Genomic DNA, 26,426 nt, shown 5'->3' with positions numbered 1-26,426 from the left:
TATAAATCAATAAAATAGAAAATCAAATAAATATTATTAAAAAAATATCAAAACTTGTTTAATTTTTTAAAAGCAGTATATTAAGACTGTATAAATTTTAAAATATGGAGGCAAAAAATGAAATTTAATAAAAATTTAAAATATGGAGCATCTGCTCTTGCCGTTGCTCTTTTACTTTCAGCTTGTTCTGGAGAAAATGCAAAAAATGCAAAGGAAGATGCAAAAGATGCTGTAAGCAATACAAAAGCAGCAGTTTCAGAAGAAGTAAATTCAGTTAAAGACAAGGCTGAAGACAAAAAAGATGAGATGACAACAGGAATTGAAGATAAAGAATTTAAAATCTCACTTGATGATGCTGTTAAAAAATTTAAAGAAGAATTTAAGGCAGATGAGATAGAAGTTTCATCTCTTGAATTTGATGAAGATAATGGAAAATATGCTTATGACATCAAAGGATTTAGTGGAAACGATGAATATGAAGCAAAAATAGATGCTGATAGCGGAGAAATTTTGTCAAAAGAACAAGACAAAGAAGATGATTCTAGTGATAAAAAAGCTATCGACTTTACAAAAATAAAAGATGCAAAAGAAGCTATTAAAAAAGCACTTGAAAACAACAAGGGATTTGTAAAATCCTATGAATTAGATGTAAATGATGAAGGAAAAACTATTTACGAAATCGACGTTGTTGGCGGAGACGATGTAGAACTTGATGCTGAAACTTTGGATATAATTCAAAAATAATTGTTGAAAATTAAAAAAAATTTGATTTTAAATGCTTAGCTTGTATAATGAAAGTGTAAAGAAACTAATGTATAAGATGCATTAAAAAAGACAGGAATTGCACTTCCTGTCTTTTTTTGTGGCTTAATGTTTTGCTTGATTCTTATCGTCAAGCCATTTGCAAATAAAATCATAGATAAAATTTGCTATAACGCTAAGAATAATTGAAACTAATATATTTTTAAGATGCATAATACTCACCTCCTTTTTAAATTATGGAGATGTTAGCAAAACATCATTTATATTTTATCACAAGAATTATTTAAAAAATAGGAAATTTCAAAATGGATTTTCTAATTTTAACTTGTATAATGAAAGTATATAGAAGTTAACAAGTTATATGCATTTAAAAAGACAGGAATTGCGCTTCCTGTCTTTTTTGCTTTAATCATTTGTGTAAATTTCTATAAACTTAAGAATAATATCAACAAACTTATTCCTAATATTAATTCAATTAATCCTACTTTTTTTGCATAAGATTTATCTTTTAATCCGTTTTTATAATCTTTTTCAAAGTTATTTATAAAATTATATTTTTTCTTAAAATAAATATTGAATCCAAAAAATATAAAGGCAATTGCCAATATCAAACTTATTATTTTAAATAATTTCATAAATTTCTCCTAGTAAGGAGCATTTTCTGGTTGTGCTCCCAATTTTTTTATCTCTATTCGTAAAATTTTTGCAAGTTTTGGCAAAATTATTAACAAAACTACGGTGTGAAATACGAAATTTATTGCCATCGTCGGAACTCTCACAGCAAATTGTGCCATAAATGGATTGCCAGTAAGTTGGCTAGTCCAAAGGGTATTTAAAAATAAACTGGTTATAAGAGAGTTCAAAATCGTAGCAAATACAATATTTTTTCTTGTGATTTCTTTTCTATAAAAAAAGAAAGTATAGATTAGGGCTGTGGCAATTTTTGTTGTAACAAAGGGAAAATAAAATCCTCCAGCTGTTGGGAAAATTAAATTTGAAATTACATCAATAATTATTGATGCAAAAACAGCAAGTGATGGATTAAAAATCGAGCACATAGCTGACGTTACAATAAAACCTAGTCCAACTTTTTGGCTTACTGTAGTTATAGAAAAAAATCTTGAAACTACAATTGATAATGCTATAAAAAAAGATAGCAAAATCAAAGTTCTGATGTTCTTTAAATTTTTCATTTTTTCCTCCTATTTGGTAGTCTGCCATCATAGGAAATGATGTAGCGGATGCAGGTTAAAATCTTTCGTCTAGAAACAACATCCCATTTTCTAGCACTTAACGCCTTAACCCTACTCTACCTATTTTATTTTTCTATATAATTATATCACTTAAAAATTTAAATAGAAATTATCTTTAATTTTCATTCTCACGCCTAAGTTTATTAGCAAATTTTTCCATAATAAAAGGAGTAAAAAAACTTGTAAGCAAAACGCCAAGAGCGATTTGAGCCGTTGTAGTTTGACAAAGAGCTGCAAGAGTTTGGTCGCTATTAGCTAAAATTTCTGGAACAGAAGTTGAAAGACCAGCAATAGATGAAATTCCTATACTTGTTATACCATTTTCCTTTAAAATTTTTCTTTCATAGAAAAATAATATAGGCAAGGTTAAAATATAAAATAAAATACTTATAAAAATCCCTTGAAAACTAGCCTTGAAAGCACTAATTAAATTTATACCAGAACCAAAAGACCAACCCATAAAAGGAGTCAAAATATTAATAGCAGGATAAAAAAATTCAGCCATTTCACGGTCAAAATTTCCGATAATTATACCAAAAATCAAAGGAATTAAAATCGAAATAAGAGGAGTCCAATCAATTACAGAACTTTTTGAAATTGAAAAAATTAAAATAGGAAAAGCGGGCATACACAAAATTTCTGCAAGAGAAAAAGCTGCAATATCATCCTTATTCCCATAATCATAAGAAAGAGCAAGATATAAAGCAGGATTTAAAGAACAAATACAAGTGATAAAAGCAAGAGCAGAAATTCCAAAAATTCCATCAAGTCCAAAAAATTTAACAAATAAAATTCCAAAAATCAGAGAAATAATGAATTTTAATAAAAGGATAGAGCCTTGTTTTCTAATGATGTTTTTCAAATTTTTCAAATCAAGAGAAGTTGCCGATAAAAAACAAATCAAACCGAGAATATAATTTATCCCCTTTTTTGTAAAAAAAGTCCCAGAAACTGTACCAACATTAAAAAAATTTGGGAAAAAAGTATAAAAAATTGCAGAAATCAACATAGGAATAAGCAAAAGCCCTCCTGGGATTTTTTTCATAAATTTTAACATAAAAACTCCTTTTATCATTATAAAAAAAGAATTTTCCTAAAAATTTAAGAAAATTCTAATTTTTTTAATTATTTTCAATATCAAGTTTTAATTGAATATTGTATTCGTCCTTGATTTTTTCAATTAGTCTTTGAGCAAGATCCTCAATATTTTCATCAGAAAAAATTTCCTCTTTTTTAACTTCCTTGTAAGGAAGGACAATATATTTAATCTTGTTATTTTTCAAAATTACAGCAGAACCTTTTTTGTCAGCAAGCCTTGCAATTTTTGAAAAATTTTTGTTAGCAGTGGATATAGAAACTAAATTGTCGCCATTAATTTTCATACAAGCCTCCTATCCTATTTATAGCCATTTTACAAAAATTTAAAACAAAAATAAGAAAAGGCAATATGTAAAATTTAAAAATTCCATATTATTTTAAAACATAAATCCAATAAAAATTAAATTATATCAATTAATTAAAATGAAAAAAATAATTTAGAACAGATCCTCATCTTCATCATTTGAAAAATCAATATCTTCAAGACTTGACATAGTAGTTGCCCAGTTTTTTTCTAAAGCCTTTAAAGCCTTATCCAAATCTCTTTTTTTCAAAAATTTGATAATTTCTGCGTGTTCATCAAAACTTGACATCTTGTGGCTATCATCCTCAAAAAAATAAATATCCACCCTAGAAACTTTTCTTTTTAAACCATCAAGCAAAGATTCGATTTCTTTGTTTTGTGCAAGATCAATAATTTCTTTGTGAAAAGCTTGGTCTAATTCTAAAATTTTTATATGATTTTTTTTGTCTTGAACTTTTTTAATATTTTCATTAATATATTCAAGATTTTCTATAATTTCATCATTAACATTTGAAAAACCAAGCTCCAAAGCAAGTTTTTCCAAACTAGAAATTATAGGATAAATATTTAAAGTTTCATCAACATCAATAGGAGCAACCATTGTCCATCTGTTTGCCTTTGACAAAATAAGCCCTTCATCTTCAAGCCTTAAAATAGCCTCTCTAACAGGAGTTCTAGAAATCCCAAGGGCCTCAGACAATTCATTTATACGAATTTTTGATTTAGGTTTTAATTCGCCAGAAATGATTTTTTTGAAATAAGGTCATAGGCTTCATCTTTTATAAATTTTCTTTTAATTGGAGAAGGTGTAAAATCCATAATAATTCCTTTCTTATTTCTTATAAGTATTATATCACATATTAGAAAATTTTAACAATTTTCTCTAGATTTTTAAATAAAAATTCATAGGCAAGTGAAAATCATTTTGCTTTTATTGAAAAAATCCGAAAACATTTTTAAAAGAATTTAAAAATAAAATTTTTTAAAAATAAATTTGCAAAAAAATATTTTGCTAGTAACATAGATTTATAAGAAAAAATAGTTTAGATGACGGGAAGAGTAAGGATTTTACTTTTTTTACAGAGAAAAAGTGTTTGCTGAGAGCTTTTGATTAAGATTATCCCCAAGACCACCCCTGATATTTTCGCTAATACGAAAGGCATGACCTGCCTTAAAACATTAATGAGTATAAATTAAGGTGGAACCACGACACATCGTCCTTTGGGATGGTGTGTCTTTTTTATTTAAAATTTTTAAATTCTATCTTAAAATTTATTTAATGGTTGTGCTTTATTTGAAATTTGTTACTAAATCTTTCTGAATTTTTAAGAAAGTGTGGATAAAAATTTTTAAGGAGTGAGAAAATGATAAAAATTAAATTACCTGATGAAAGTGTAAAAGAATATGAAAAAGGCGTAAGTGTTGGAGATGTTACAAAAGATATTTCCGAAGGCTTATTCAGATCAGCTTTGGGCGCTGTAGTTAATGGAAAAGTTATGGGTTATGCTGAACCTATAAATGAAGATTCAGATTTTAAAGTTGTAAAATTTGAAGACAAAGAGGGAAAAGAAATTTTCTGGCATACTTCAAGTCACGTTATGGCTTCAGCTATTAAGGAAATCTGGCCTGATGCAAAATTTGCAATTGGACCTGCAATTGAAAGCGGATTTTATTATGATATAGATCTTGAACACAGATTTGTTCCAGAAGATCTTCCAAAAATTGAAGAAAAAATGAAAGAAATTGCCAAAAAAGATTTGAAAATGGTAAGAAAAGAAATTTCAAGAAATGAGGCTTTGGAATATTTCAAAAAAGAAAACCAAGAATACAAGGTTGAATTAATTGAAGATCTTCCAGAAGATGAACTTATTACTCTTTATGAAATGGGCGATAATGTATTTGTTGACCTATGCAAGGGACCTCATCTTCTTTCAACAAAATCAATCAAGGCAATCAAATTAAATTCTATAGCTGGTGCTTATTGGAGAGGCGATTCTGATAGAAAAATGCTTCAAAGAATTTATGGTATAAGCTTTGAAAAGAAAAAACAATTAGATGAATACATTGAACTTCAAGAAGAAGCTAAAAGACGTGACCACAGAAAAATTGGTAAAGAAATGAATTTATTTTCTTTCCATGATGAAGCTCCAGGATTCCCATTCTTTAAAGAAAACGGAATGATTTTAAGACATGAGCTTTTAAATTGGTGGACAGATGTTTTAGCTGAAAATGGTTACGGCGAAATTCAAACTCCACTTATAATGAATGAAGAATTGTGGCACAGATCAGGCCATTGGGATCATTACAAGGAAAATATGTATTTTACAAAAATTGACGGGGAAAATTATGCAGTAAAACCAATGAACTGTCCTGGATCAGTTTTAGTTTATGGAGAAGAACCACATTCATACAGAGATCTTCCAATTAGACTTGCAGAATATGGTCAAGTTCACAGACACGAATTATCAGGTGCCCTTCATGGACTTTTCAGAGTAAGAACATTTACTCAAGATGATGCCCACGTTTATTGCTTGCCAAGCCAAGTAAAAGATGAAGTATTTAAAATGATTGACCTTGCAGATCTTTTATATTCAACATTTGGTTTTAAATATAAAATAGAATTATCAACAAGACCAGACGATTTTATGGGAAAAATTGAAGAATGGGATTTTGCAGAAAAAGCCCTAGAAGATGCTTTGATTGAAAGAGGAATTGATTATACAATAAATCCAAAAGACGGAGCATTTTATGGACCAAAAATTGACTTCCACTTGGAAGATGCAGCAAAAAGAACATGGCAATGTGGAACAATCCAACTAGATTTCCAATTACCACAAAACTTTGACCTAACATATATAGACGAAAACGGCGAAAAGAAAAGACCAGTAATGCTTCACAGAGCCCTTCTTGGATCAATCGAAAGATTTATTGGTTCAGTTACAGAACAATTTGCAGGAAGATTCCCACTTTGGATAAATCCAAAACAAGTTGAAATAATTCCAGTATCAGATAAATTTGCAGATTTCGCAGACGATTTAGCTAAAAAAATTAAAAAAGCTGGCTACAGAGTAGAAGTTGACCACAGAAGTGAGGGAGTAGGATATAAGATAAGACAAGCTCAACTTATGAGAACAAACTACATGCTAGTAGTAGGCGAAAACGAAGAAAAATCTGGAAAATTAACAGTAAGAAATAGAGACGGAGAAGAAACAAAAGACGTATCTTTCGAAGAATTTATTGAAAAATTAGATGAAGAAAGAGATAATAAATCTTTAGAGTCAATATTTTAAATAGATATTTTAGAAGATTAGGGTTATAATTTAATCATTGGATTTAAGTCTAATGATGATTATTTCCCTTATTTTCTTTGTATATTGAATAAAATATTTTAAAACTTTATGATTTAGGAGGTTTTTTATTAATAATGGAAAAATTTAATGCTTTAATCTTGGGAACAGATTCCAATTCTTACTCCGTAGCAAGAAGTTTCTATGAGGCTTTTTCAAAAAAAGCTATTGTAGCTGGTAGTGCAGTATTAGTACCTTTTGTCGATTCAAAGATTGCTGATATTAATACAAAAAAGAATTTTTCAACAGATGATGATGTTTTTGTAAAACTTTTAAATAAGATAGGTAATAAACACAAGGATGAAAAATTAGTTTTTTTTGTACCAACTGAAGAATATATGTCAATGCTTTTAAAAAACATAGACAGATTAGAATTTGATTTTGAAATTCCTTATCCTAACAAAGAAATGGGGGAAAAACTTATAGAAAAATCAAATTTTTATAAGTTATTAGATAAAAACAATATCATTTATCCAAAAACTCAACTAATAAATAAGGATAATTTGGATCAGTTGGACCTTGATGGCGAGCTTTTTTTAAAAGCTGATGATTATTCACAATTTTTGGATTTAGACCTTAAAAATAAGAAAAAGGGTTATAAAATAAAATCAAAACAAGAGGCAATAGATATTTTAAAGGAAATATTTGAAAAAGGCTACGATCATAATATGATAGTCCAAGAATATATAAATGGAGTAGATGGAAGCGAATATTCCCTCAATGGATATAGGGCTAATGATGGAAAAGTTTCAATGACCTTAGCTAGAAATTTATTATCAGATCATAGAGATATGTGGGTTGGCAATCATCTTGTTCAAATCGACTATGAAGATGAAGAATTTTATGAAATTGCAAAAAAAATAGTTGAAAAAATAGATTATTATGGTTTATTTAACCTTGACTTCAAAAAAGATTCTAAGACAGGAAAGATTTATTGTTTGGAAATGAATGTCAGACAAGGTAGAACTTTCTACTATACAAATCTTTCAGGTGTAAATTTAATAGAGCTTGCTATAAAAGATAAGGTATTTGGCGAATCTTATGAAAAAAGACCAGACAAAAAATTTATGCTAAAAGCCTTGTCAGATAGCTTTATAAGAGAAAATATTAATAAAAACTTGCTTGACGATTTTAACGAAAGATTAAGTTTTTCCCAAAATCCATTAATAAATGATCAAGATGATTCTAGAAAAAGAAGAAAAACAGTAGAAAAAAGTATAATAAGAAGAGAAAAGCAAATTGAAAATGAAGAATAAATAGCGGCTTTTGCCGTTATTTTTTCTGTTTTTTTGTTTAAAGAAAGGAGTTTTGATGGCAGAAGTAAAATCAGAAAAACTTGGGAAAATGCCTGAGGGAAAATTGTTGTTTGAAATGAGTCTTCCAATTATAATATCCATGCTTGTTCAAGCGATTTATAATATTGTCGATTCAATTTTTGTAGCTAGATTATCAGAAAAAGCTCTTACGGCTGTAACAATTTCTTTCCCGATTCAAAATATAATTATAGCCTTTAGCGTTGGTTTATCTATTGGTGTTTCGGCGCTTTTGTCTAGGTATTTGGGAATGAAAAATGAAAAAAAGGCGAGCAGTGTTGCAGTTCACGGAATAATTTTGTCAGCGCTTATGTCTTTGATTTTTGTTTTTATTGCAATATTTTTTGTTGAACCTTTTATAAAAATGCAAACAAATGATCCTAAAATTATTTCTTATGGTATAGATTATCTTCACATAGTTTGCCTATTTTCTTTGGGAGTATTTTTCGAAATATTTTTTGAAAAACTTCTTCAATCAACTGGACTTACGGTTTATACTATGCTAACTCAAGTTATTGGGGCGGTTATAAATTTGATTTTAGATCCCATTTTTATCTTTGGACTTTTTGGATTTCCAAGACTTGAGGTAAAAGGTGCTGCCATTGCAACAGTTACTGGGCAAATTTTGGGAGCTTTGATAGGACTTTTATTAAATTTAGTAAAAAATAAGGAAGTAAAATTAACTTTCAAAGGCTTTTCAATGTCCCATTTAATTTTTAAAGAAATTTTTTCAATAGGACTTCCAGCAGCTTTGATGAATGCGATCACATCCTTTGCAACATTTTTTATAAATACAATCCTTGCAGGCTTTGGCCAATCAGCAATAGCTGTTTATGGGGTACTGTTTAAACTACAAAGTTTTGAATTTATGCCAGTTTTGGGCATATCAAACGCTATAGTTCCAATAATTTCTTATAATTTTGGGGCGGGAAACAAAGAGAGAATAAAAAAATCAATAGAATTATCAATCACGTGGGCAACCCTTATGATAATTTTTGGTATGATAATATTTATGGTATTTCCAGAGACAATTTTAAATTTATTTTCAGCCACAGATAGAATGAAAGAAATAGGAATACCAATGATTAGAATTGTTGCGATTTCATATTTGCCAGTAGGATTTTCCATAGTATGCGCATCAATTTTCCAATCCCTATCAAGTGCAGGCATAGCACTTTTTGAACCATTTTTGAGACAATTTATAATTTTATTGCCATTGATGTATCTTATTGGAGAAAAAACTGGAGATATTAATAAAATCTGGTATTCATTTATAATAGCAGAATTTTTGGCAGGACTTTATTGTGCATATTTTTTAAGACGTGATTACAAAGAAAAAATAGAAATTTTATAATAAATTATTTTTTACCAGACTTATGTTCTTAGGTCTGGTTTTTTTATTTTAAAATTTTTAATATTAAGAATATTTACACCTAGGAAAATGTTTTGACAGCTTTGAGCAAATAGTGTATTATAAATTTGAAATGGTAATTACCAAAATGTATATTGAAAACGATTTATAAAAGGGAGAAGATTTATGAAGTCAAAAAACCATGAAAAAAATAAATTGCCTAAAAAAATACTAGCTTGCGCGATAAGTTTATCTGTGCTTACTATTGCGTCAAATGAGGCTTTTGCATCTGAAGAAAAACCTACAAATGAACTTGTTGAAAAAGAAAATTTTGAAAAAAATGATAAAAATGAAACTGAATTAAAAAATGACCAAATAAATAATGATGTTTCTAAAGAAGATGAAAGCAAAAAAGCTTTAGAAAATGAAAATAATAAAGAAGTTGAAAAAGAAAAAACAAATTCTTTTGAAAATAATGAAAAGCCTAAATTAGAAGAAAATAAAAATGATTTGCCTAAAAAATCTCCAGCAAAAGAGAATGAACAAAAGGAAGTTATAGAATGGAATAAGGCTTCAAAAGAAGGAGAGGTTGAAGAAACTATAGTAGATAATACTCGCTATAATAATTTAAAATCAACTCAAAAAAATGATAATGGTCAAAATACTGCAAATTTTAAAAAAGAAGGCGTTGAATCAAATCCTTCTGGTAATACAAATGTAAATGTTGATTTTATAGATAATTCTAATGAAAACCAATCTAGATTTGGTGTGTTTTTATATCACAAAGATAATTCAAATAATATTTTTGTAGGCTATGATAGGGCAGGCTGGTTTTGGGAATATAAATTAAATGGAAAAGGCGATTATTATGGCGGAAAAAGAGTAGAAGCTCCTAAAAAAGGAGAGAAAAATTCTCTTTCAATTTCTATCAAAAGTGATGGTCAATTAAATGCAACTAATAATGGAAATGCTGTTTTTGATACAAAAGTTATTCCAAAAGAAATATTTGATGCTTTAATTAATAATAGGTCAGTATTATTAAAATTGGGTTCTTATGGAAATGAAACAACAAATATTTTAGTAAAAACTGACAATCAAGAAAATATTAAAGCTCAAGAAAAACCAATCGAAAAGGCAGATGAGGCTGATGATTCTAAGGCTGTTTATGACACCATAGAATCAAAAGAAATGAAAGCCACAATTGATACTTTATTTCCAAGAGTAAAAGAATATTCATATAAGGGAAAAACATTTAAGGCAAATGTAAATTTCACTGATACTCTAAATATAAATGGAATAAAAGTAAAACCAGATGTAAAATATGAAAAAATTTCAGCAAATGAAGCCAAATATACTCTAACAATAAAAGATGATGCAAATTATATAAATGCAATTCTTGATGTTAGAATGAAAATTCTAGATAATCAATTACATTTTAATATTGTAAATATAGTAAATAATAACAACATCAAAGGTGGCTCTACAATTGATAATCCAAAAAAATTGATAACTACGATTGATTTTAAAGATAATTTTTTAGCATCTGTTTCAAGCAGTGAAGAAAATGCAAAATTTGATGGGGCAAGAATGAGTGTAAATACTCATCAAAAAGGCGATGACCATATTGATGTTACAAATCCTATGGGAAAAATAGAAAACAAGGGTTATATGTATGGCTTTGTTTCTAATAAAAATATTTCAGCAGGAGTTTGGTCAAATTCACAATTTAATTATGGCGGTGGAGCAAATGATTACACTAGACTTACTGTAAACAAAAAAACTTATGGAAAAGAAAATTTTGTGGGAATTGGCTCATCAGCTTTTCTTTATCAATTAGCTCACAAAAATGAAGATGGAACTTATAAAGTTTATGATGAGAGAACTTGGATAAAACCTGAAGCTAAAGTTATTTTAGCAGATGATTTAAATAATGATGGTAAAGTAGATTGGCAAGATGGAGCTATTGCATATAGAAATATAATGAACAATCCAAAAGGATCTGAATATGTAAAAGATTTGATCGGACAAAGAATAGCAATGAATTTTGGTTCCCAAGCTCAAAATCCATTCTTGGCAACTCTTGATGGAATTAAAAAAGTTTATCTAAACACAGATGGACTTGGACAAATGGTTTTATTAAAAGGATATGGCTCAGAAGGACATGATTCTGGTCACTTAAATTATGCAGATATAGGAAAAAGAATTGGTGGCGCAGAAGACTTTGTAAAATTATTAGAATTAGCAAAAAAATATGGAGCAAGAATAGGAATCCATGTAAATGCATCAGAAACTTATCCTGAAAGTAAATATTTTACACCAGATAGACTAAGAAAAGATGAAAATGGCAATTTTAAATATGGATGGAATTGGCTAGACCAAGGAATAAATATAGATGCGTCATACGATTTGGCAAATGGTAGATATAATAGATTCAAAGACTTATATGATATAGTTGGAGATAAATTAGATTTTGTTTATGTAGACGTTTGGGGCAATGGTCAATCAGGAGATAACAATGCTTGGCAAACTCATCAACTTGCAAAAGAATTAAATGATCTTGGCTGGAGAGCAGCTTTTGAGTGGGGATTTGCTGGAGAATATGATTCTACATTCCAACACTGGGCAGCAGATTTAACATACGGTGGTTATTCATTAAAAGGAATAAATTCTGATATAGTTAGATTTATTAGAAATCATCAAAAAGATTCATGGGTAGGAAATTATCCTAAATATGGTGGAGCGGCAGTTAATCCATTACTTGGTGGCTATGATATGATTGATTTTGAAGGTTGGCAAGGAAGAAATGATTGGGATGGATTTATTAAAAATATTTTCAAAACAAATCTTCCAACCAAATTTATCCAACATTACAAGGTATATGAATGGAAAAATGGAAATCCGGTAAATATGTCTGACAATGGACAAAGCTATAAGTGGACTCCAGAAATGGAAATTAAATTAAGAAATGAAAAAGAAAATGGCAAATATGATGAGCTTATAATAACTAGAAAATCAAATGATGTAAATAATCCTTTGTACAAACAAAGAAAAATGACTTTAAATGGAAAAGTTGTGTTTGATGAAGGAAAATATTTGATTCCATGGACTCAAAATGGCGTTGAAAAACTCTACCATTTTAATCCACAAGCTGGAAAATCTACATGGGAAGTTTTAGATGGTTGGAGCGGAAAAGTTTACGTATATGAGCTTACAGATTTAGGAAAAACTAATGAGAAAATAGTAGAAATAGTAGATGGCAAATTGGAACTTGATGCAAAAGCAAATACAGCTTATGTAATCTACAAAGAAAAACAAGAAAAAGAAAATGTGAAATTTTCTGAAGGCATGGGAATTGAAGATGTAGGATTTAATTCAAAATCACTTGAACATTGGGATATAAAAGGAGATAAAAAATCCGCTGATGTATTCTTATCACAAGGTGCAAATCCAATGCTTAGAATAAATGATAATAAAGAAGAAGTAAGCCTTACACAAAAAATTACTGGACTAAAGAAAAATACTAAATACGCAATATATGTAGGAGTAGATAACAGATCAGATGCTAAGGCTTATTTGGAAATAAAATCTAATGGAAAAACTTATTCTAACTACACCGAAAAATCAATAGCAAAAAATTATGTAAAAGCTAACGCCCACAATACATGGCAAAAATCTGCAACTGTTGATGACACATCTTATTTCCAAAATATGTATGTTTATTTTACAACTGGAGATAATCCAGAAGATGTAACAATAACATTAAAAAGAGAAAAAGGCGAAGGAGCAACTTATTTTGATGACTTGAGAGTTTTTGAAAATAAATCACAAATGTATGAAAATAGCCACGATATTGGCGATGGAGAATTTTTCCAAAACTTTGAGCAAGTTGGACAAGGTATTTTCCCATTTGTAATAGGAAATGTTGAAGGAGTAGAAGATAATAGGACTCATCTTTCTGAAAAACACGATCCATATACACAAAAAGGATGGAATGGAAAAGTTATTAATGATGTAATTGAAGGAAACTGGTCCTTAAAAACAAATGGACTTACAGGAAGAAATGCCCTAGTTTATCAAACAATTCCGCAAAATTATAGGTTTGAAGAAGGAAAAACTTACCAAGTTGTATTTGATTACGAAGCAGGTAGTGATGGAACTTATGCATTTGTAATAGGAGAAGGAGAATATACAAATCCATCAAATTTAAAAGTGTATCATTTGCCAAAAACTTGGGAAGATGGAAATGATAAAAGTACAAAGAGAGTTAAATTTTTGGTAGAAGGAGCAAAAGGAAGATGGATTGGAATTTTGTCAACAACAAAAGCAGCTGATCTTCAAAAAACTTCAGGCTCAGTATCAGATTTTAGATCTTACAAGGATTTTGTTTTAGATAATCTTTTGATAAAACAAGTAGAAGTTACATCAAAAATATTAAAAGAAAATTTCTTGGAAAGTTTTGCTCCACAAAAAGATTTATCAAAATATAAGGAAGAATCAGTTAAAGATTACCAAGATGCTCTTGCAAAGGTAATATTGGCAGATGAAAATATGAAACCAGAAGATATGCAAAAATTGATAGATGATGTATATCAAAAACAATCCGAATTAGAGGCTGTAAAAGATTCAATAGGCCTTGAAGATATAGAAAGTCTTGATGCAGTTGCACAATCTGGCGAAGAATTGGAAAAAGCCTTTGATAAAAACACATCTACCACATGGCATTCTCCTTGGTATGATAATTCAATTGGAAAAAGTGCAACAGTAGAATTAAAACAAGCAACCTTGATAAAAGATTTTATATACATTCCAAGACAAATTGGACATAATGGAATAATAAAATCAGGAAAACTTGAAATAATTGACGATAAGGGAAACTCTACAATTATAGAATTTAAAAATTTTGCAAAAGATGCAAAAGCAAAAAAAGTAGAATTTGAAAAACCAATAAATGCCAAAAAAATCATAATCACACCAATCGAAACTTATGGAGATAATAATAACGTATTTTTATCAGCAGCAGAATTTATTTTCTCACTTCAAGATATAGGACAAGGACACGAAAAAATTGACTATGATAAATTAAAAGAGATTATAGATTCAGTAGATGATGAAAATTTAGATTCATTAAAAGAAAATTTTGAATTTATAAGAGAAAATGATTTGATAAGCAAAGATTCATACGAAAAAATCTTGGAATCTGTAGAAAAATACGAAAAACTAAAAAAAGCACAAGAAGATGCAATAAAGGAGCTAAATGATGCAGGAATAAAAGAAGATTTGTATTTGGAAAAAATAAGAAAGGCAAAAACAATAGAGGAAGTAGAAAAAATAAAAGAAGAATTACTAAAATTAAACGAACAAAAACTAGACGAACAAACTCCTCAAAATCCATCAAATCCACAAAATCCAGATGATTCATCAAATCCAAAAGATTTATCAAAAAATCCTAAAGAAAAAAATAATTCTAATAAGGATGATGACAATAAAGCTCAAAGAAAATCTAAAAAAACTATTAAAAACGAATACAGCAAACAATCAAATAATGTAAAAACAGGAGTAGCAAGTTCTACAGGAGCAATACTAGCACTATTGGGTTCAGCTGTTGGTCTATTTAAAAGTAAAAAAAGAAAATAATTAAAAAAATAAGGGCGAATGCCCTTATTTTTTGTTTTTATGGATTCCCAAAAATATATAATCTAAAAATCCTAATCTTATTTGATAAAAAATAAGAGATAGGAAAAATACTACAAGTCCTGTTGCTATTTGTAGCAGTGGGCTTGTTAGGTTTAGGAAGGAATTTAGGATTATTTTTGTAAAGGGGAATAGGTAGAGTAGTCCGCTCAAAAAATATTTTTCAAAATTCACTTCGTAAACATTTGTTTTTAGTATTAAATAAATTATCAAAACTACTGAAATGTGAAAGCCTATAAAAATTTTATATTTGTCTATGGCAAGGATTTCTATAAAAAATATCAATAGGGTTATTATATAAAGGTACTTATTTACTTCTTTTGCTGGAAGAATTCTTGCAAAGGAGAAATAAATAAAAATATAAAATAAGTATTTTTGATATTTTTCGATAGCTTCTAGATATTTTGTGTTATAGGCAAGTAAAAATAAAATTAGACTTATTATTCCAACTGCCATGGAAAAATAAGAGCCAAATATTTTGGTTGAGCATCTTTCTATAATATATAAAAAGAAAATTCCTAGTAAAATTCTGTAATTTTTATTAATTATAGTCAAAAAATTTTTTCTTACTACATTTATGTTGTAAATATCTACTTTATCTAATAAAATAAGTATAAGGCTTAGTGTCAAAAGGGGAATAAAAAAATAAAATACTTTTTTATCCTTTTGATTTGAAAAGATTACTGAAAAATATGCGCAAATATACAAAAAATATATTTGTGTAAAGGTTATTTTATTTGTAAATAAGGGTAAGTATATTGTAATTAAGGTAAAAATAATTGCTATAAGATCTGCTATTATTATTTTTTGTTTTTTCATAGTATCACCACTATGATTATATAATAATATCGGCTTAAAAGAAAATTATTTAGGGGAAATTATGACAAGGAAAAAAAGAAGTGAGGCTTTTTTGGAAAAAAGCCAGACAAACAGACAAAACACAAATAAATACAATAATAAAAAAATCCAAGATAAGAAAAGAAATAGAAGAAAAAGAAAACAAAGGGATAGATTAATCAAGCTCTTACTTGTTTTTATAATTTTAATGATACCATTGTTTTTATATCAAAAATTTATAAATACGCCTCAAAGGACTATAAAAAGGGCTGTTTCTTCAATTAAGAATTTGGATTATGAAAAACAAGAAAAATATTTTGATAAGATTACCAATGTAGAGGACATTTTGAAAAAATCTTATTCATCTGATAAAAAAGAACAAGAAGAATTTTTGAAGGCGAACTTTGCCAATTTAAAAGTCGATGTGAAAGGCAAAAAAAAGACAAAAGATGGATTGGAAGTTGAGGTTGATGTAACAAATATTTCCTATGTCGATGTATACGATAATTTAAAAAATAAAGACACCAACGTCCATGCGACCTATATAAAAAATTTATCCAATGATAAGCAAAACAAACTAACGATAAGGTCAAAACTTCTTCTAGAAAAGAAATTTACCTACTACAAAATATACGAATCTAAAGATTTTGTAAATGGACTTTTGGGTGGGGCATTGAAATATTCTGATAAATAATAATATAAAAAGCTGTAGATTGCTACAGCTTTTTTTGTAAAACACATTATAAAATTTTTAAATTTTTTTAATATCCTGGTTTACCTAATAATTTGAACATTTGAGATTTATATTCTTCAACTCCTGGTTGATTAAATGGATTTACTCCTAGCATATATCCACTTACTCCAACAACTATTTCAAAGAAATAGAATAATTCTCCCAAACTTTCAGCTGAAACATCATCAATTGTCAATAAAATATTTGGAACATTTCCCTTAACGTGGGCAATTATAGTCCCTTCCATTGCTTTTTCATTTACAAAAGACATTTTTTTGCCAGCAAGATAATTTAGACCATCAAGATTTTCCTCATCTTCCATAATAGTAAGGTCCTTATTGGCATTTTGAACTTTCAAAACAGTTTCAAATAAATTTCTCTTGCCTTCTTGAATCATTTGACCAACAGAATGAAGGTCGGTAGTATTATTTACAGAAACTGGGAAAATTCCCTTACCATCTTTTCCTTCACTTTCAGCAAATAATTGCTTCCACCATTCAGAAACATATTTTAATTTTGGCTCATAATTTACCAAAACTTCAAGGTCTTTGCCATCTTCATTTAACATATTTCTAATAGCCGCATATTGAATAGCCTTATTTTCTTCAAAAGAATCTACAGTATAATTTTCAATCCCTTTTTTAAATCCAGCGACAAATTTATCAATGTCTACTCCAGCCACACATAAAGGCAAAAGACCAACCGCAGAAATTACAGAAAATCTTCCCCCAATATCATCAGGAACTACAAAAGTTTCATAGCCTTCCTTGTTAGCTAAATCTTTTAAAGCTCCCTTTTGCCTATCAGTTGTAACAAATATCCTTTCTTTAGCCTCTTCTTTTCCATATTTTTCTTCCAAAAGCTCCTTAACAAATCTAAAGGCAATAGCAGGTTCAGTAGTAGTACCTGATTTTGAAATTACATTAATAGAAAATTCTTTTTCCTTTAGATAATCAAGAAGTTCATGCAAATATTCCCCAGAAATTTGATGACCTGCATAAATTAATTCAGTCTTATCATTTTTAGGAAAATATCCTTTCATAGCATAATCAACAGCCTTAGTACCAAGATAAGATCCACCTATGCCAATAGTTACCAAACAATCAGAATTGTTTTGGATTTTTTTGCTAGCTACTTTAATTCTTTCATATTCTTCCATATCTAGGTTATTTGGCCTATCAATCCAACCTAAAAAGTCATTGCCTTCTCTGTCTTTGTTCATTAAAGAAGAAAAAGCATCAAGACTTTTTTCCTTATAAGAATTGAGATTTGATAAGTCGACATTATTAAAATCAATTTTCATTACAAATCCTCCTTTGGATAAATTATACCCAAAAAGGAATAATATGGGAAATTTATTTTGCTAATATAGTTAATAAATAAAGTAAATAATTAATTAAATAAAATTAAAAAGCAAAAAATTATAAAACTAAAAGCTTATCTTTAATCCTTAACTAGCTAAATATAATTTTATAATTTGCTTACAAAATATTTTGAAATCTAAATAAGTCAAAACTTTAAAAGTAAGAAAACATTTCTAAATTGATAATGATAATAAAAATCATTATTTAGAATGATTAAAACTTTAGAATCATTCTTGACAAATCAAAATAAAAAGATATACTATAATTGTAAAGACGAAACGGTAAAAAAATACGTAGAAAGGAAGTACATATATGCCAGAATTAAAAGGAACAAAAACAGCTAGCAATTTAATTACATCATTTGCAGGTGAATCTCAAGCAACAATGAGATACACAATCGCAGCTAAACTTGCTAAAAAAGAAGGATATGTTCAAATCAAAGAAATTTTTGAAGAAACAGCAAGAAACGAACAAGAACACGCTAAAGTATTCTATAAATATTTAAAAGAAGAATTTAAATTAGATGCAATCGAATTAAATCCAGAATATACAGCATTTCCAGTTGTATATCATGATACATTAACAAATCTTGAAGGTGCAATCGGCGGAGAAAACGAAGAAGCTGAAGATATGTATCCAAAATTTGCAGAAGTTGCAAGAGAAGAAGGATTTGAAGAAATCGCAAGAAGCTGGGAACAAATCGCAAAAGTTGAAGCAGCTCACAGAGATAGATACCAAAAATTACATGACAATATAGAAAATGGAAAAGTATTTGAAAAAGAAGAAACAGTTAAATGGAAATGTTTAAACTGTGGATATATCTACGAAGGCAAAAAAGCTCCAAAACTTTGTCCAGCATGTAAACATCCACAAGAATACTTTGAAGTTGCAAACTTTAACTATTAATAAGTAAAAAATAAACACGAAAATATAAAAAAAACAAAAATTAGAATCTTTCAAAAAAAGTCCTGCATAAAGCAGGATTTTTTTTGTCCAAAATTATCTTATTTTAAATTTTGTTTCGATAAATTTTTAAAAAATTTAAAAGTGCAAATTAAAATTTCTTAGACTTTATTTTTAGTCCTTATTTTTTTGAAATTATTTTCAAAAATTATAAATAAATTTCAATATTTTCGCTAATGTGCTAAAATATTTGTAAGAAAATAAAAGGAGATTTTTATGAAAGCAATTTTAACCATAATTGGAAACGACAAACCTGGGATAGTATATAGGGTAAGCGAATTACTTTATAAATATAATATGAATATTTTAGATTTTAACCAAACTATAATGGAGAAAAATTTTGTGGGAATCATTAACGTTGATTTGACTAATTCCAATGAATCTTTTGAAAAAATAAAGGATGATTTGACAAAATTGGGCGAAGAAATTGGTCTTGAACTAAGACTTCAAAACGAAGACCTTTTTGATAAGATGGCAAGGATTTAATATGGATACAAAGCAAATTATTGAAACTATAAAAATGCTCGACCAAGAACACCTTGATATTAGAACCATAACTATGGGCATATCTCTTCTTGATTGTGCAGATAGCGATTATAAAAAATCTTGCCAAAAAATTTATGACAAGATGATGAAAGAAACTGAAAATTTTATCAAAACCACAAAACTTGCCCAAGAAATTTATGGTGTTCCTATAATTAATAATAGAATTTCTGTAACTCCAATTTCTCTTGTTGCGGCAAGCTCAAAAATTGATGATTATACGCCTTATGCAGAAGTTTTGGACAAGGTTGCTAAGGAAGTAGGCGTTGATTTTATTGGGGGATTTTCTGCCCTTGTTCACAAATCAATGACAAAATCTGACGAAGTTTTGATAAATTCCATTCCTCATGCCTTATCTACTACAGATTATGTTTGTTCATCTGTAAATGTTGGTTCAACAAGATCTGGAATTAATCTTGATGCTGTAAAACTTTTGGGCGAAAAAATCAAAGAATTGGCAAAATTAACCAAAGACCAAGATTCCCTTGGCTGTGCAAAATTTGTTGCCTTTGCAAATGCTGTTGAAGACAATCCATTTATGGCAGGCTCTTTTCTTGGAGTAGGAGAAGGCGATACAGTCATAAACGTAGGAGTTTCAGGTCCTGGCGTTGTAAAATCTGCCCTTGAAAAAGACAGGGGAAAACCAATCAACGAGGTTTACGAAACAATCAAGAAAACTGCTTTCAAAATCACAAGAATGGGAGATTTGATAGGTCGTGATGTTGCCAAAAGGCTTGGCAAAGAATTTGGAATTTTGGATTTATCACTTGCCCCAACTCCAGCAATTGGCGATAGCGTTGGAAGAATTTTAGAAGAAATTGGAATTGAAAATGTTGGAGGACACGGAACAACAGCTGCCCTTGCTATGTTAAATGATGCGGTCAAAAAAGGAGGCCTTATGGCATCATCATCAGTCGGCGGACTTTCTGGAGCATTTATTCCAGTAAGCGAAGATGAGGGAATGATAAAAGCTGCCCAAGCTGGACATTTGACTTTCGATAAACTTGAAGCCATGACTTCAGTTTGTTCTGTTGGTCTTGATATGATTGCAATTGCCGGTGATACACCAGCATCAACAATTTCTGCTATGATTTTGGATGAGGCATCTATAGGAGTTATAAATCAAAAAACAACAGCCGTAAGAGTTATTCCGGTTTATGGCAAGAAAAAAGGAGAATTTGCAGAATTTGGCGGACTTTTGGGCTATGCTCCAATTATGGAAATAAATAATTCAAGTGCAGAAAAATTTGTAAACAGGGGAGGAAGAATCCCGGCTCCAGTTCATTCATTTAAAAATTAGAACAAGGAAAAATCTTTTAAAAATCTAAAAGTCCAGTAAAATACTAATATCAAAACTTAGGCAAAATAAATTATATCCAAAGCCTAAGAGCAAAAAATATAGGATAAAAAATAAAAAGGAGAAAAAATGAAAGTAATAGTTTCAGAATCATACGAAGAATTATCACAAAAAGCAGCCGATCTTTTTATAAGCATTTTGCAAGAAAAACCTCAATCAAAATTGGGACTTGCAACAGGCTCATCCCCAATCGGATTATATAAAAACCTAATAAAAGCTCAAAAAGAAGGAGAAATTTCCTTTCATTGGGCAAAAACAATAAATTTAGACGAATACGTAGGAATTAGTCCACAAAATGAACAATCCTACCAATATTTTATGAATGAAAATTTATTTAACCACGTAAATATCAAAAAAGAAAATACCCACCTACCAAAAGCAGACACAAACGACGAAAAATACGCAGAAGAATACAATAAATTATTAGACGATTTTGGAACAAGAGATTTGCAAGTTCTAGGCCTTGGGCCAAATGGCCACCTAGCCTTCAATGAACCAGGAGAATTTTTAAACAAAAGAACATCAATAGTAAAATTAGCAGACGCAACCATCGAAGCAAACTCAAGATTTTTCGAATCAAAAGATGATGTTCCAAAATACGCCATTTCAATGGGAATGGCAGATGCCTTTAATGCTAAAACCCTAATAGTTGTAGCAAGCGGTAAAAATAAAAAAGATGTAGTAAAAAAATTAATAGAAGGCAAAGAAATCTCCCCATCTTTCCCAGCATCTTTCCTATCACTTCATCCAAACTGCTACCTATTTGTAGACAAAGAAGCAATGGGAGAATAAAAAAATAAGAGGCTGTTGCAAAAATGAATAAGTCATTTCAAATTGCTAGAAAAATATCTACAAAGATTTTTCCAATTAGCCTAAGGCTAAAAATCTTCGAAAGAATTCCTAGCATATAATGATGATTATTCATAATTTTGCAACAGCCCTTTTTTAACCCGAATTTTCAAATTCCATAATAAGAAAATCACAAAGCAATTTCATCAATGAAATCCATAGATCTTCTCATCTTTGCCATATCTCTTGCAAATTTCATATACATAATCTTGCTTGCATTGTTGAAATTATTTTTAATAGCCCTATCCCTATTTAGACTTGAAAGAGTCATACCATTTTTAAGAATTATAGTTGAGTTTTTAATATCCCTTACATAATAACAATTCACAAAACCACGCCTAAAATCGTCATTTTCGGTTTGGTTAATCTTAAAAGGAAAAAACACATTAAAAGCATCGATGCAATAAGGCAAATTCCTAGAAACCTTTAAAATTTCCCTGATATTTTTGTGCATAAGTTTAACAGAAATAGACCTTTCACAAGCCATGTGTTTCAAAAAAACTTCGCAAGATCTCCTATCAACAAAAACTTTTTTGTTGGTATAAACTTCACATCCAATCCCAACTCCCTTGATTATAGTTGGAAGAATTGCAACAACCTTGTCCATAAATCCTCCTTTCTTTAAAGAAGAAAGACTTCTCTAGACATTAAGTGTACAATAAATTAATAATTTAGTCAATAATAGACTAAACCAAATCCTCTTTCTCAAAATATTTCCTAAGTTTTTTAATAATAAGGTAGTGATAATTAGTAATAGATTTAGGAGAAAGATTCAAAAGCCTTGCAATTTCCTTGTGAGAAAAATTTTTATCATATTTTAAATACAAAATTTCCCTCTCTTGCTTTTTTAAAGATTTAAGAGCATTTTCCAGTTCCTTTATTTCAATCTTTCTTACAAAATCATCCTCAATTGAAATATCATCATCTATTTTTTCTATAATTTCCACACCTTGCATATCCTTAGAATTTAAAGAATAAATTTTTTCTTTCTTACACTCATTCAAAAAATAAAAATACAGCCTATATTTCAAATATCCACCAAAAGACCCCTTCTTAGCATCAAAGTCTTCTACAATTTCAAAAACCATATCCCTTGCCATAATATAAGCCTCATTTTTGTCAAAAATATCAAACCTATTTGCCATAGAAAGCAAAAGAGGTTGATATTTTTCAATAATCGCATCCAAATTTTCTATACATATTTTCATTAAATTTTCCTAACTGCGATCGCTTGTATTTGTCGACACCATAATTCTAGTAAAAATTTTGGAAAAAGTTTAATCAGATAAAATACAAAAAAATAAAAAAAATTCGCCTAAAAGAGATTTGGCGATAGAAAAATTAAAGTAAAAGGAATTTAATATAAAAATTATTATAAAAAAAGAGCAAAATAAAAGACGGGAAAACCCGTCTTTTATCTTATGCTAGTGTAAAATCATCTCTTGAAATATTTTCCATATAGGCTTTGTTCATAGTTGTGATTTTACCTTCTTTTGTTTGGAGAACTTTTGAATTTATCATCTCTCCCATTTGTGCTTTTACGATTTCGTCATTCAAATTTGCTTTTGGATGGTCTATACTTACCATTTTTGTTTTGCCCAAGGCATCTTTGAAAGATAGTTTTAGTTTTTTTGTTTGCATATTATCTCCTTTCTTTTAATTAAATAACTTCTTCAGTGATTTTTTCAAAACTATATGAATCTGTTTCGCTTAGCTTTATATAAGCATTAGCAAAATTTTTAAGCTCGTCATTAGTTAGAGCATCATCTAGATTTGAAAATGTTCTAGAAACTTTCTTTACTTCTTGTCCTTCGTTTACATCGAATTTAATTTTTAGTTTCATATTATCGCTCCTTTCATATATAGATAATCAAAATCGAGAAAATGTCCATAAAAATTTTATAGATTTTCAAATTTCTAGAAAAAAGCCTTTATTAATAAGTATTTTTGGTGTAAGATTAAATCTAGTAAGAAAGATTTATAAAAAATTTATGGTGATAAAATGGAAAATAAAAAGAAAAAATCAAAAAAAACGAATATAGTGTGGAAATTAATATTTTTAATAGGAATATTAATTTTGTTGTATCCTATTATATCCAGATTTTATTATAGGATTGAATCGAACAATCAAGTTGAAGTTTTTAATCAAGGAAAATCAAAACTTGATAAAGAAGAAATCCAAAGAAGAATGGGACTTGCCAAAGCCTATAATGACTCCTTGTCAGGAGGTCCTACAAATGATCCTTTCACTGAAAAAAGATACAAAGAAGGTAGGAAAGAATATGCTAGGATGCTTGAAGTTGAGGAAATGATCGGCCATATTGAAATTCCAAAAATAAACCAAGACTTGCCAATCTATGCGGGAACAAGTGAAGATATTTTGCAAAAAGGAGTTGGCCATTTGGAAGGAACATCCCTTCCAATCGGTGGAAATAATACCCACACAGTCCTTACAGCTCACAGAGGTCTTCCAGAAAAAACTTTGTTTACAAATTTAAACGAGCTTGAAGTAGGAGATAAATTTTATATTCATAATATAGAAAAAACTCTAGCCTACCAAGTTGACCAAATTAAAGTCATAGAGCCAAGCAATTTTGAAGATTTAATGATAGCACCAGGTCACGATTATGCAACCCTTTTGACCTGCACACCTTTTATGATAAATTCCCACAGACTTTTAGTAAGAGGACACAGAGTAGAATACGTAGAAAGTGTAGATGAAGAATTGATAAAAGAGAATAAAACAAATTGGATATTTAGAATTTTATTCTTCCTAGCTCTAATTATAATTATCATACTTTTATGGAGAATTAGAAAACTAAGGAAAGAAAATAAAAAAACATCAAGTAAAATTGACCAAATCAAAGAAAAATTAGACAAGATAGGTGAAAATAATGAAAAGAAAGATTAATATAAAGAAAAATCTTCCTTTTTTCCTAATATTTTTACTTGGATTTTTGATTTTTTCCTATCCATTTATAAGCCAAAAATTTTATGAAATAAAAGCCAATGATGAGATTGTTATTTTTAATAAAGAAAAAGAACAAATCGATAAAAAAGAATTAGAAAGAAGGATGGAGCTTGCAAGAATTTACAACCAAACTCTTGATCCATCAAAACTTGTAGACCCATACGATGAAAAAGTAAAAGACGCCAAAGCAGAATACGCAAAAATGCTAGAAGTTCACGAAATGTTGGGACATATAGAAATCCCAAAAATTGCAGTCGATCTTCCAATTTATGCAGGAACAAGCGATGATGTTTTGGAAAAAGGAGCGGGCCATTTGGAAGGAACATCCCTTCCAATAGGAGGCGAATCAACCCACACAGTTATAACAGCCCACAGAGGACTACCAAACGCACTTTTATTTAGAAATTTAAATCAAATGACAGAAGGCGATATATTTTATATCCATAATATAAAAGAAACCTTGGCATACAAAGTCGACAAAATTCAAGTTGTCGAACCATCAAACTTCGAACCGATTTTAGTTTCAGAAAAAAAAGATTATGCGACCCTTTTAACCTGTACACCATACATGATAAATTCCCACAGACTTTTGGTAAGAGGATATAGGATTCCATATACCCAAGCTATAGACGACGGAAAAGCAAACACACCAAGACTAAAACCAAATTTCTTCCAATTATTCTTAGTACTCTTGCCAATATTATTATTTACAATAATGGTATATCTAAGAGAAAAAAGATATTCAAAGAAAATAAAAATGGAGGTAATAGACATTGAAAGAAAACTCAGCGAAAAAGAAAATTAAAATCTTTGGCTATATATTAATACTTTTTGGACTGATAACACTTGCCTTTCCATTTTCAAAAAGAATCTATTCAAATATAGAAAACAAATATAAAATAGAAAAAATAATAAAAGCCCAAAAAGAAGACGAAAAGTTTGACCAAATAGAAGAAAAAGCCAAAGAATATAACGAAATAGTAAAAAAATCCGATATATCTATGGTTGACCCATTTACAAGCAAAAATCTTGGCTCAGTAAATATTTTAAATAATCAAGATGATATATTTGCCTACATTGAGATCCCAAAATTAAACAAAAAAATCCCAATCTATCTTGATGCAAGCTATGAGCATATAGCTTGGGGACTTGGACAAGTTTCAGGAACATCAATTCCCATAGGAGGCAAATCTACAAGAAGTGTCCTTGCAGGTCACAGAGGCTGGTGGGGAGATACCATGCTTTTGTATGCAGATGACTTAGTAGAAGGCGATAAAATTTATATAAAAAGAGCAGAAAAAACCCTAACATACGAAGTTTCATCAAAAGAAGTAATAGGACCTTACGATTGGGAAAAATTAAAAGTTGTAGAAGGAGAAGACATTATTACCCTTCTAACTTGCCACCCATTTAGATGGCCAAGACCAAAAAGACTTCTAGTAAACGCAAAAAGACTAGAAGAAAAAGAAGAAATAGCACAAGATGAAATCCAAACTACCCAAATAAGCAAAAATGTAAAAATTACAAATTATTTGTATGTCGGATTTTTGATAATAGATTTTCTTTTGATCTTGTTTGTAATATCAAAAATAATAAAAACTATAAGAAAATAAAAATAAAGAAAAATCAAAAAACTTGGAAGAAATTTCCAAGTTTTTTTGTGCTTAAAATTAATTTTTACATTTGGAAA

Annotated in this window: 24 protein-coding genes and 1 riboswitch; of the genes, 13 read left to right on the top strand and 11 right to left on the bottom strand. The window is 29.1% G+C overall.

Going from position 1 to position 26,426, the window contains the following annotated elements:
- The first annotated feature begins 117 nt into the window (after positions 1–117).
- Entirely contained in the window at positions 118–744 is a 627-nt protein-coding gene (locus tag HMPREF2852_RS02600; protein WP_070605817.1) for a PepSY domain-containing protein, read from the top strand.
- A 443-nt stretch (positions 745–1,187) separates the two neighbouring features.
- Here HMPREF2852_RS02600 and HMPREF2852_RS02595 read toward each other — a convergent pair whose 3' ends face one another.
- The 5 genes from HMPREF2852_RS02595 to HMPREF2852_RS02575 form a co-directional block, all read right to left on the bottom strand.
- Entirely contained in the window at positions 1,188–1,397 is a 210-nt protein-coding gene (locus tag HMPREF2852_RS02595; protein WP_070605816.1) for a DUF3784 domain-containing protein, read from the bottom strand.
- 9 nt (positions 1,398–1,406) lie between these two features.
- The gene (locus HMPREF2852_RS02590; protein WP_070605815.1) at positions 1,407–1,955 is read right to left on the bottom strand and encodes a folate family ECF transporter S component; all 549 of its coding nucleotides are present in this window, start codon (positions 1,953–1,955) and stop codon (positions 1,407–1,409) included.
- A 40-nt stretch (positions 1,956–1,995) separates the two neighbouring features.
- Positions 1,996–2,076, bottom strand: a riboswitch (THF riboswitch).
- 54 nt (positions 2,077–2,130) lie between these two features.
- Complete coding sequence (locus HMPREF2852_RS02585; RefSeq protein WP_070605814.1) at positions 2,131–3,072, bottom strand: 2-keto-3-deoxygluconate permease; 942 nt, start codon at positions 3,070–3,072, stop codon at positions 2,131–2,133.
- Between the two features lie 64 nt (positions 3,073–3,136).
- Positions 3,137–3,397 (bottom strand): prevent-host-death protein, encoded by a 261-nt coding sequence (locus HMPREF2852_RS02580; protein ID WP_070605813.1) that lies wholly within the window; start codon positions 3,395–3,397, stop codon positions 3,137–3,139.
- A gap of 153 nt (positions 3,398–3,550) precedes the next feature.
- Positions 3,551–4,117, bottom strand: a complete 567-nt coding sequence (locus HMPREF2852_RS02575) for a GntR family transcriptional regulator (RefSeq protein WP_261667929.1) — start codon at positions 4,115–4,117, stop codon at positions 3,551–3,553.
- Positions 4,118–4,781: 664 nt separating this feature from the next.
- On the opposite strand from HMPREF2852_RS02575, the gene thrS reads away from it, so the two are divergent.
- From thrS to HMPREF2852_RS02555, 4 genes are all read left to right on the top strand, one after another.
- Positions 4,782–6,707 carry a threonine--tRNA ligase gene (gene thrS, locus HMPREF2852_RS02570; protein ID WP_070605812.1) on the top strand — a complete coding sequence of 642 codons (1,926 nt, stop codon included), beginning with the start codon at positions 4,782–4,784 and terminating at the stop codon, positions 6,705–6,707.
- Positions 6,708–6,841: 134 nt separating this feature from the next.
- Positions 6,842–8,020: a carboxylate--amine ligase gene (locus HMPREF2852_RS02565; protein WP_070605811.1), complete on the top strand. Its 1,179-nt coding sequence runs from the start codon at positions 6,842–6,844 to the stop codon at positions 8,018–8,020.
- A gap of 55 nt (positions 8,021–8,075) precedes the next feature.
- Positions 8,076–9,431 carry an MATE family efflux transporter gene (locus HMPREF2852_RS02560; RefSeq protein ID WP_070605810.1) on the top strand — a complete coding sequence of 452 codons (1,356 nt, stop codon included), beginning with the start codon at positions 8,076–8,078 and terminating at the stop codon, positions 9,429–9,431.
- A 183-nt stretch (positions 9,432–9,614) separates the two neighbouring features.
- Positions 9,615–15,062: an endo-alpha-N-acetylgalactosaminidase family protein gene (locus HMPREF2852_RS02555; protein WP_070605809.1), complete on the top strand. Its 5,448-nt coding sequence runs from the start codon at positions 9,615–9,617 to the stop codon at positions 15,060–15,062.
- A gap of 24 nt (positions 15,063–15,086) precedes the next feature.
- On the opposite strand, the gene HMPREF2852_RS02550 is transcribed toward HMPREF2852_RS02555, so the two are convergent.
- A complete protein-coding gene (locus HMPREF2852_RS02550) occupies positions 15,087–15,938 on the bottom strand; it encodes a hypothetical protein (protein WP_070605808.1) in 852 nt (283 codons plus the stop codon).
- Between the two features lie 61 nt (positions 15,939–15,999).
- Between HMPREF2852_RS02550 and HMPREF2852_RS02545 the strand changes: the two genes are divergently transcribed.
- Positions 16,000–16,650, top strand: a complete 651-nt coding sequence (locus tag HMPREF2852_RS02545; protein WP_070605807.1) for a hypothetical protein — start codon at positions 16,000–16,002, stop codon at positions 16,648–16,650.
- A gap of 67 nt (positions 16,651–16,717) precedes the next feature.
- Here HMPREF2852_RS02545 and HMPREF2852_RS02540 read toward each other — a convergent pair whose 3' ends face one another.
- A complete protein-coding gene (locus HMPREF2852_RS02540; protein ID WP_070605806.1) occupies positions 16,718–17,992 on the bottom strand; it encodes a glucose-6-phosphate isomerase in 1,275 nt (424 codons plus the stop codon).
- A gap of 373 nt (positions 17,993–18,365) precedes the next feature.
- Between HMPREF2852_RS02540 and rbr the strand changes: the two genes are divergently transcribed.
- From rbr to nagB, 4 genes are all read left to right on the top strand, one after another.
- Complete coding sequence (gene rbr, locus HMPREF2852_RS02535) at positions 18,366–18,959, top strand: rubrerythrin (RefSeq protein WP_070605805.1); 594 nt, start codon at positions 18,366–18,368, stop codon at positions 18,957–18,959.
- 273 nt (positions 18,960–19,232) lie between these two features.
- On the top strand, positions 19,233–19,502 hold the full coding sequence (locus tag HMPREF2852_RS02530) for an ACT domain-containing protein (RefSeq protein WP_070605804.1): 270 nt from the start codon (positions 19,233–19,235) through the stop codon (positions 19,500–19,502).
- A 1-nt stretch (position 19,503) separates the two neighbouring features.
- Positions 19,504–20,859, top strand: coding sequence for a PFL family protein (locus HMPREF2852_RS02525; RefSeq protein ID WP_070605803.1), 1,356 nt, complete (start codon positions 19,504–19,506; stop codon positions 20,857–20,859).
- 126 nt (positions 20,860–20,985) lie between these two features.
- On the top strand, positions 20,986–21,708 hold the full coding sequence (gene nagB, locus HMPREF2852_RS02520; RefSeq protein WP_004839514.1) for a glucosamine-6-phosphate deaminase: 723 nt from the start codon (positions 20,986–20,988) through the stop codon (positions 21,706–21,708).
- 187 nt (positions 21,709–21,895) lie between these two features.
- On the opposite strand, the gene HMPREF2852_RS02515 is transcribed toward nagB, so the two are convergent.
- The 4 genes from HMPREF2852_RS02515 to HMPREF2852_RS02500 form a co-directional block, all read right to left on the bottom strand.
- Entirely contained in the window at positions 21,896–22,372 is a 477-nt protein-coding gene (locus tag HMPREF2852_RS02515) for a hypothetical protein (RefSeq protein ID WP_070605802.1), read from the bottom strand.
- Positions 22,373–22,451: 79 nt separating this feature from the next.
- Complete coding sequence (locus HMPREF2852_RS02510; protein ID WP_070605801.1) at positions 22,452–22,973, bottom strand: sigma-70 family RNA polymerase sigma factor; 522 nt, start codon at positions 22,971–22,973, stop codon at positions 22,452–22,454.
- 211 nt (positions 22,974–23,184) lie between these two features.
- Entirely contained in the window at positions 23,185–23,406 is a 222-nt protein-coding gene (locus HMPREF2852_RS02505) for a DUF2922 domain-containing protein (protein WP_004839511.1), read from the bottom strand.
- 19 nt (positions 23,407–23,425) lie between these two features.
- Positions 23,426–23,608: a DUF1659 domain-containing protein gene (locus HMPREF2852_RS02500; RefSeq protein WP_070605800.1), complete on the bottom strand. Its 183-nt coding sequence runs from the start codon at positions 23,606–23,608 to the stop codon at positions 23,426–23,428.
- A gap of 159 nt (positions 23,609–23,767) precedes the next feature.
- Between HMPREF2852_RS02500 and HMPREF2852_RS02495 the strand changes: the two genes are divergently transcribed.
- Genes HMPREF2852_RS02495 through HMPREF2852_RS02485 form a run of 3 tightly spaced genes read left to right on the top strand, consistent with a single transcriptional unit; the run spans position 23,768 to position 26,349 of the window.
- A complete protein-coding gene (locus tag HMPREF2852_RS02495; RefSeq protein ID WP_070605799.1) occupies positions 23,768–24,676 on the top strand; it encodes a class C sortase in 909 nt (302 codons plus the stop codon).
- The gene (locus HMPREF2852_RS02490) at positions 24,660–25,541 is read left to right on the top strand and encodes a class C sortase (RefSeq protein WP_070605798.1); all 882 of its coding nucleotides are present in this window, start codon (positions 24,660–24,662) and stop codon (positions 25,539–25,541) included. The genes HMPREF2852_RS02495 and HMPREF2852_RS02490 overlap by 17 nt, the downstream gene beginning before the upstream one ends.
- Positions 25,510–26,349 carry a class C sortase gene (locus HMPREF2852_RS02485; RefSeq protein WP_070605797.1) on the top strand — a complete coding sequence of 280 codons (840 nt, stop codon included), beginning with the start codon at positions 25,510–25,512 and terminating at the stop codon, positions 26,347–26,349. Before HMPREF2852_RS02490 ends, HMPREF2852_RS02485 begins: the two co-directional genes overlap by 32 nt.
- Positions 26,350–26,426 lie beyond the last annotated feature (77 nt).

Source organism: Anaerococcus sp. HMSC065G05, from assembly GCF_001812365.1.
Lineage (GTDB): Bacteria > Bacillota > Clostridia > Tissierellales > Peptoniphilaceae > Anaerococcus > Anaerococcus vaginalis.
Note: the sequence above shows the minus strand (reverse complement) of the source record. Positions and strands in the feature narration are given on the sequence as shown.

Excerpts from the sequence above, each read along its gene's own strand:
- HMPREF2852_RS02525 (WP_070605803.1), top strand. The coding sequence starts at position 19,504 with ATGGATACAAAGCAAATTATTGAAACTATAAAAATGCTCGACCAAGAA.
- HMPREF2852_RS02515 (WP_070605802.1), bottom strand. The coding sequence starts at position 22,372 with ATGGACAAGGTTGTTGCAATTCTTCCAACTATAATCAAGGGAGTTGGG.
- HMPREF2852_RS02585 (WP_070605814.1), bottom strand. The coding sequence starts at position 3,072 with ATGTTAAAATTTATGAAAAAAATCCCAGGAGGGCTTTTGCTTATTCCT.
- HMPREF2852_RS02545 (WP_070605807.1), top strand. The coding sequence starts at position 16,000 with ATGACAAGGAAAAAAAGAAGTGAGGCTTTTTTGGAAAAAAGCCAGACA.
- HMPREF2852_RS02490 (WP_070605798.1), top strand. The coding sequence starts at position 24,660 with ATGAAAAGAAAGATTAATATAAAGAAAAATCTTCCTTTTTTCCTAATA.
- HMPREF2852_RS02510 (WP_070605801.1), bottom strand. The coding sequence starts at position 22,973 with ATGAAAATATGTATAGAAAATTTGGATGCGATTATTGAAAAATATCAA.
- rbr (WP_070605805.1), top strand. The coding sequence starts at position 18,366 with ATGCCAGAATTAAAAGGAACAAAAACAGCTAGCAATTTAATTACATCA.
- nagB (WP_004839514.1), top strand. The coding sequence starts at position 20,986 with ATGAAAGTAATAGTTTCAGAATCATACGAAGAATTATCACAAAAAGCA.
- HMPREF2852_RS02560 (WP_070605810.1), top strand. The coding sequence starts at position 8,076 with ATGGCAGAAGTAAAATCAGAAAAACTTGGGAAAATGCCTGAGGGAAAA.
- HMPREF2852_RS02495 (WP_070605799.1), top strand. The coding sequence starts at position 23,768 with ATGGAAAATAAAAAGAAAAAATCAAAAAAAACGAATATAGTGTGGAAA.
- HMPREF2852_RS02500 (WP_070605800.1), bottom strand. The coding sequence starts at position 23,608 with ATGAAACTAAAAATTAAATTCGATGTAAACGAAGGACAAGAAGTAAAG.
- HMPREF2852_RS02565 (WP_070605811.1), top strand. The coding sequence starts at position 6,842 with ATGGAAAAATTTAATGCTTTAATCTTGGGAACAGATTCCAATTCTTAC.
- HMPREF2852_RS02505 (WP_004839511.1), bottom strand. The coding sequence starts at position 23,406 with ATGCAAACAAAAAAACTAAAACTATCTTTCAAAGATGCCTTGGGCAAA.
- HMPREF2852_RS02540 (WP_070605806.1), bottom strand. The coding sequence starts at position 17,992 with ATGAAAATTGATTTTAATAATGTCGACTTATCAAATCTCAATTCTTAT.
- HMPREF2852_RS02550 (WP_070605808.1), bottom strand. The coding sequence starts at position 15,938 with ATGAAAAAACAAAAAATAATAATAGCAGATCTTATAGCAATTATTTTT.
- HMPREF2852_RS02555 (WP_070605809.1), top strand. The coding sequence starts at position 9,615 with ATGAAGTCAAAAAACCATGAAAAAAATAAATTGCCTAAAAAAATACTA.
- HMPREF2852_RS02530 (WP_070605804.1), top strand. The coding sequence starts at position 19,233 with ATGAAAGCAATTTTAACCATAATTGGAAACGACAAACCTGGGATAGTA.
- thrS (WP_070605812.1), top strand. The coding sequence starts at position 4,782 with ATGATAAAAATTAAATTACCTGATGAAAGTGTAAAAGAATATGAAAAA.
- HMPREF2852_RS02595 (WP_070605816.1), bottom strand. The coding sequence starts at position 1,397 with ATGAAATTATTTAAAATAATAAGTTTGATATTGGCAATTGCCTTTATA.
- HMPREF2852_RS02600 (WP_070605817.1), top strand. The coding sequence starts at position 118 with ATGAAATTTAATAAAAATTTAAAATATGGAGCATCTGCTCTTGCCGTT.
- HMPREF2852_RS02580 (WP_070605813.1), bottom strand. The coding sequence starts at position 3,397 with ATGAAAATTAATGGCGACAATTTAGTTTCTATATCCACTGCTAACAAA.
- HMPREF2852_RS02590 (WP_070605815.1), bottom strand. The coding sequence starts at position 1,955 with ATGAAAAATTTAAAGAACATCAGAACTTTGATTTTGCTATCTTTTTTT.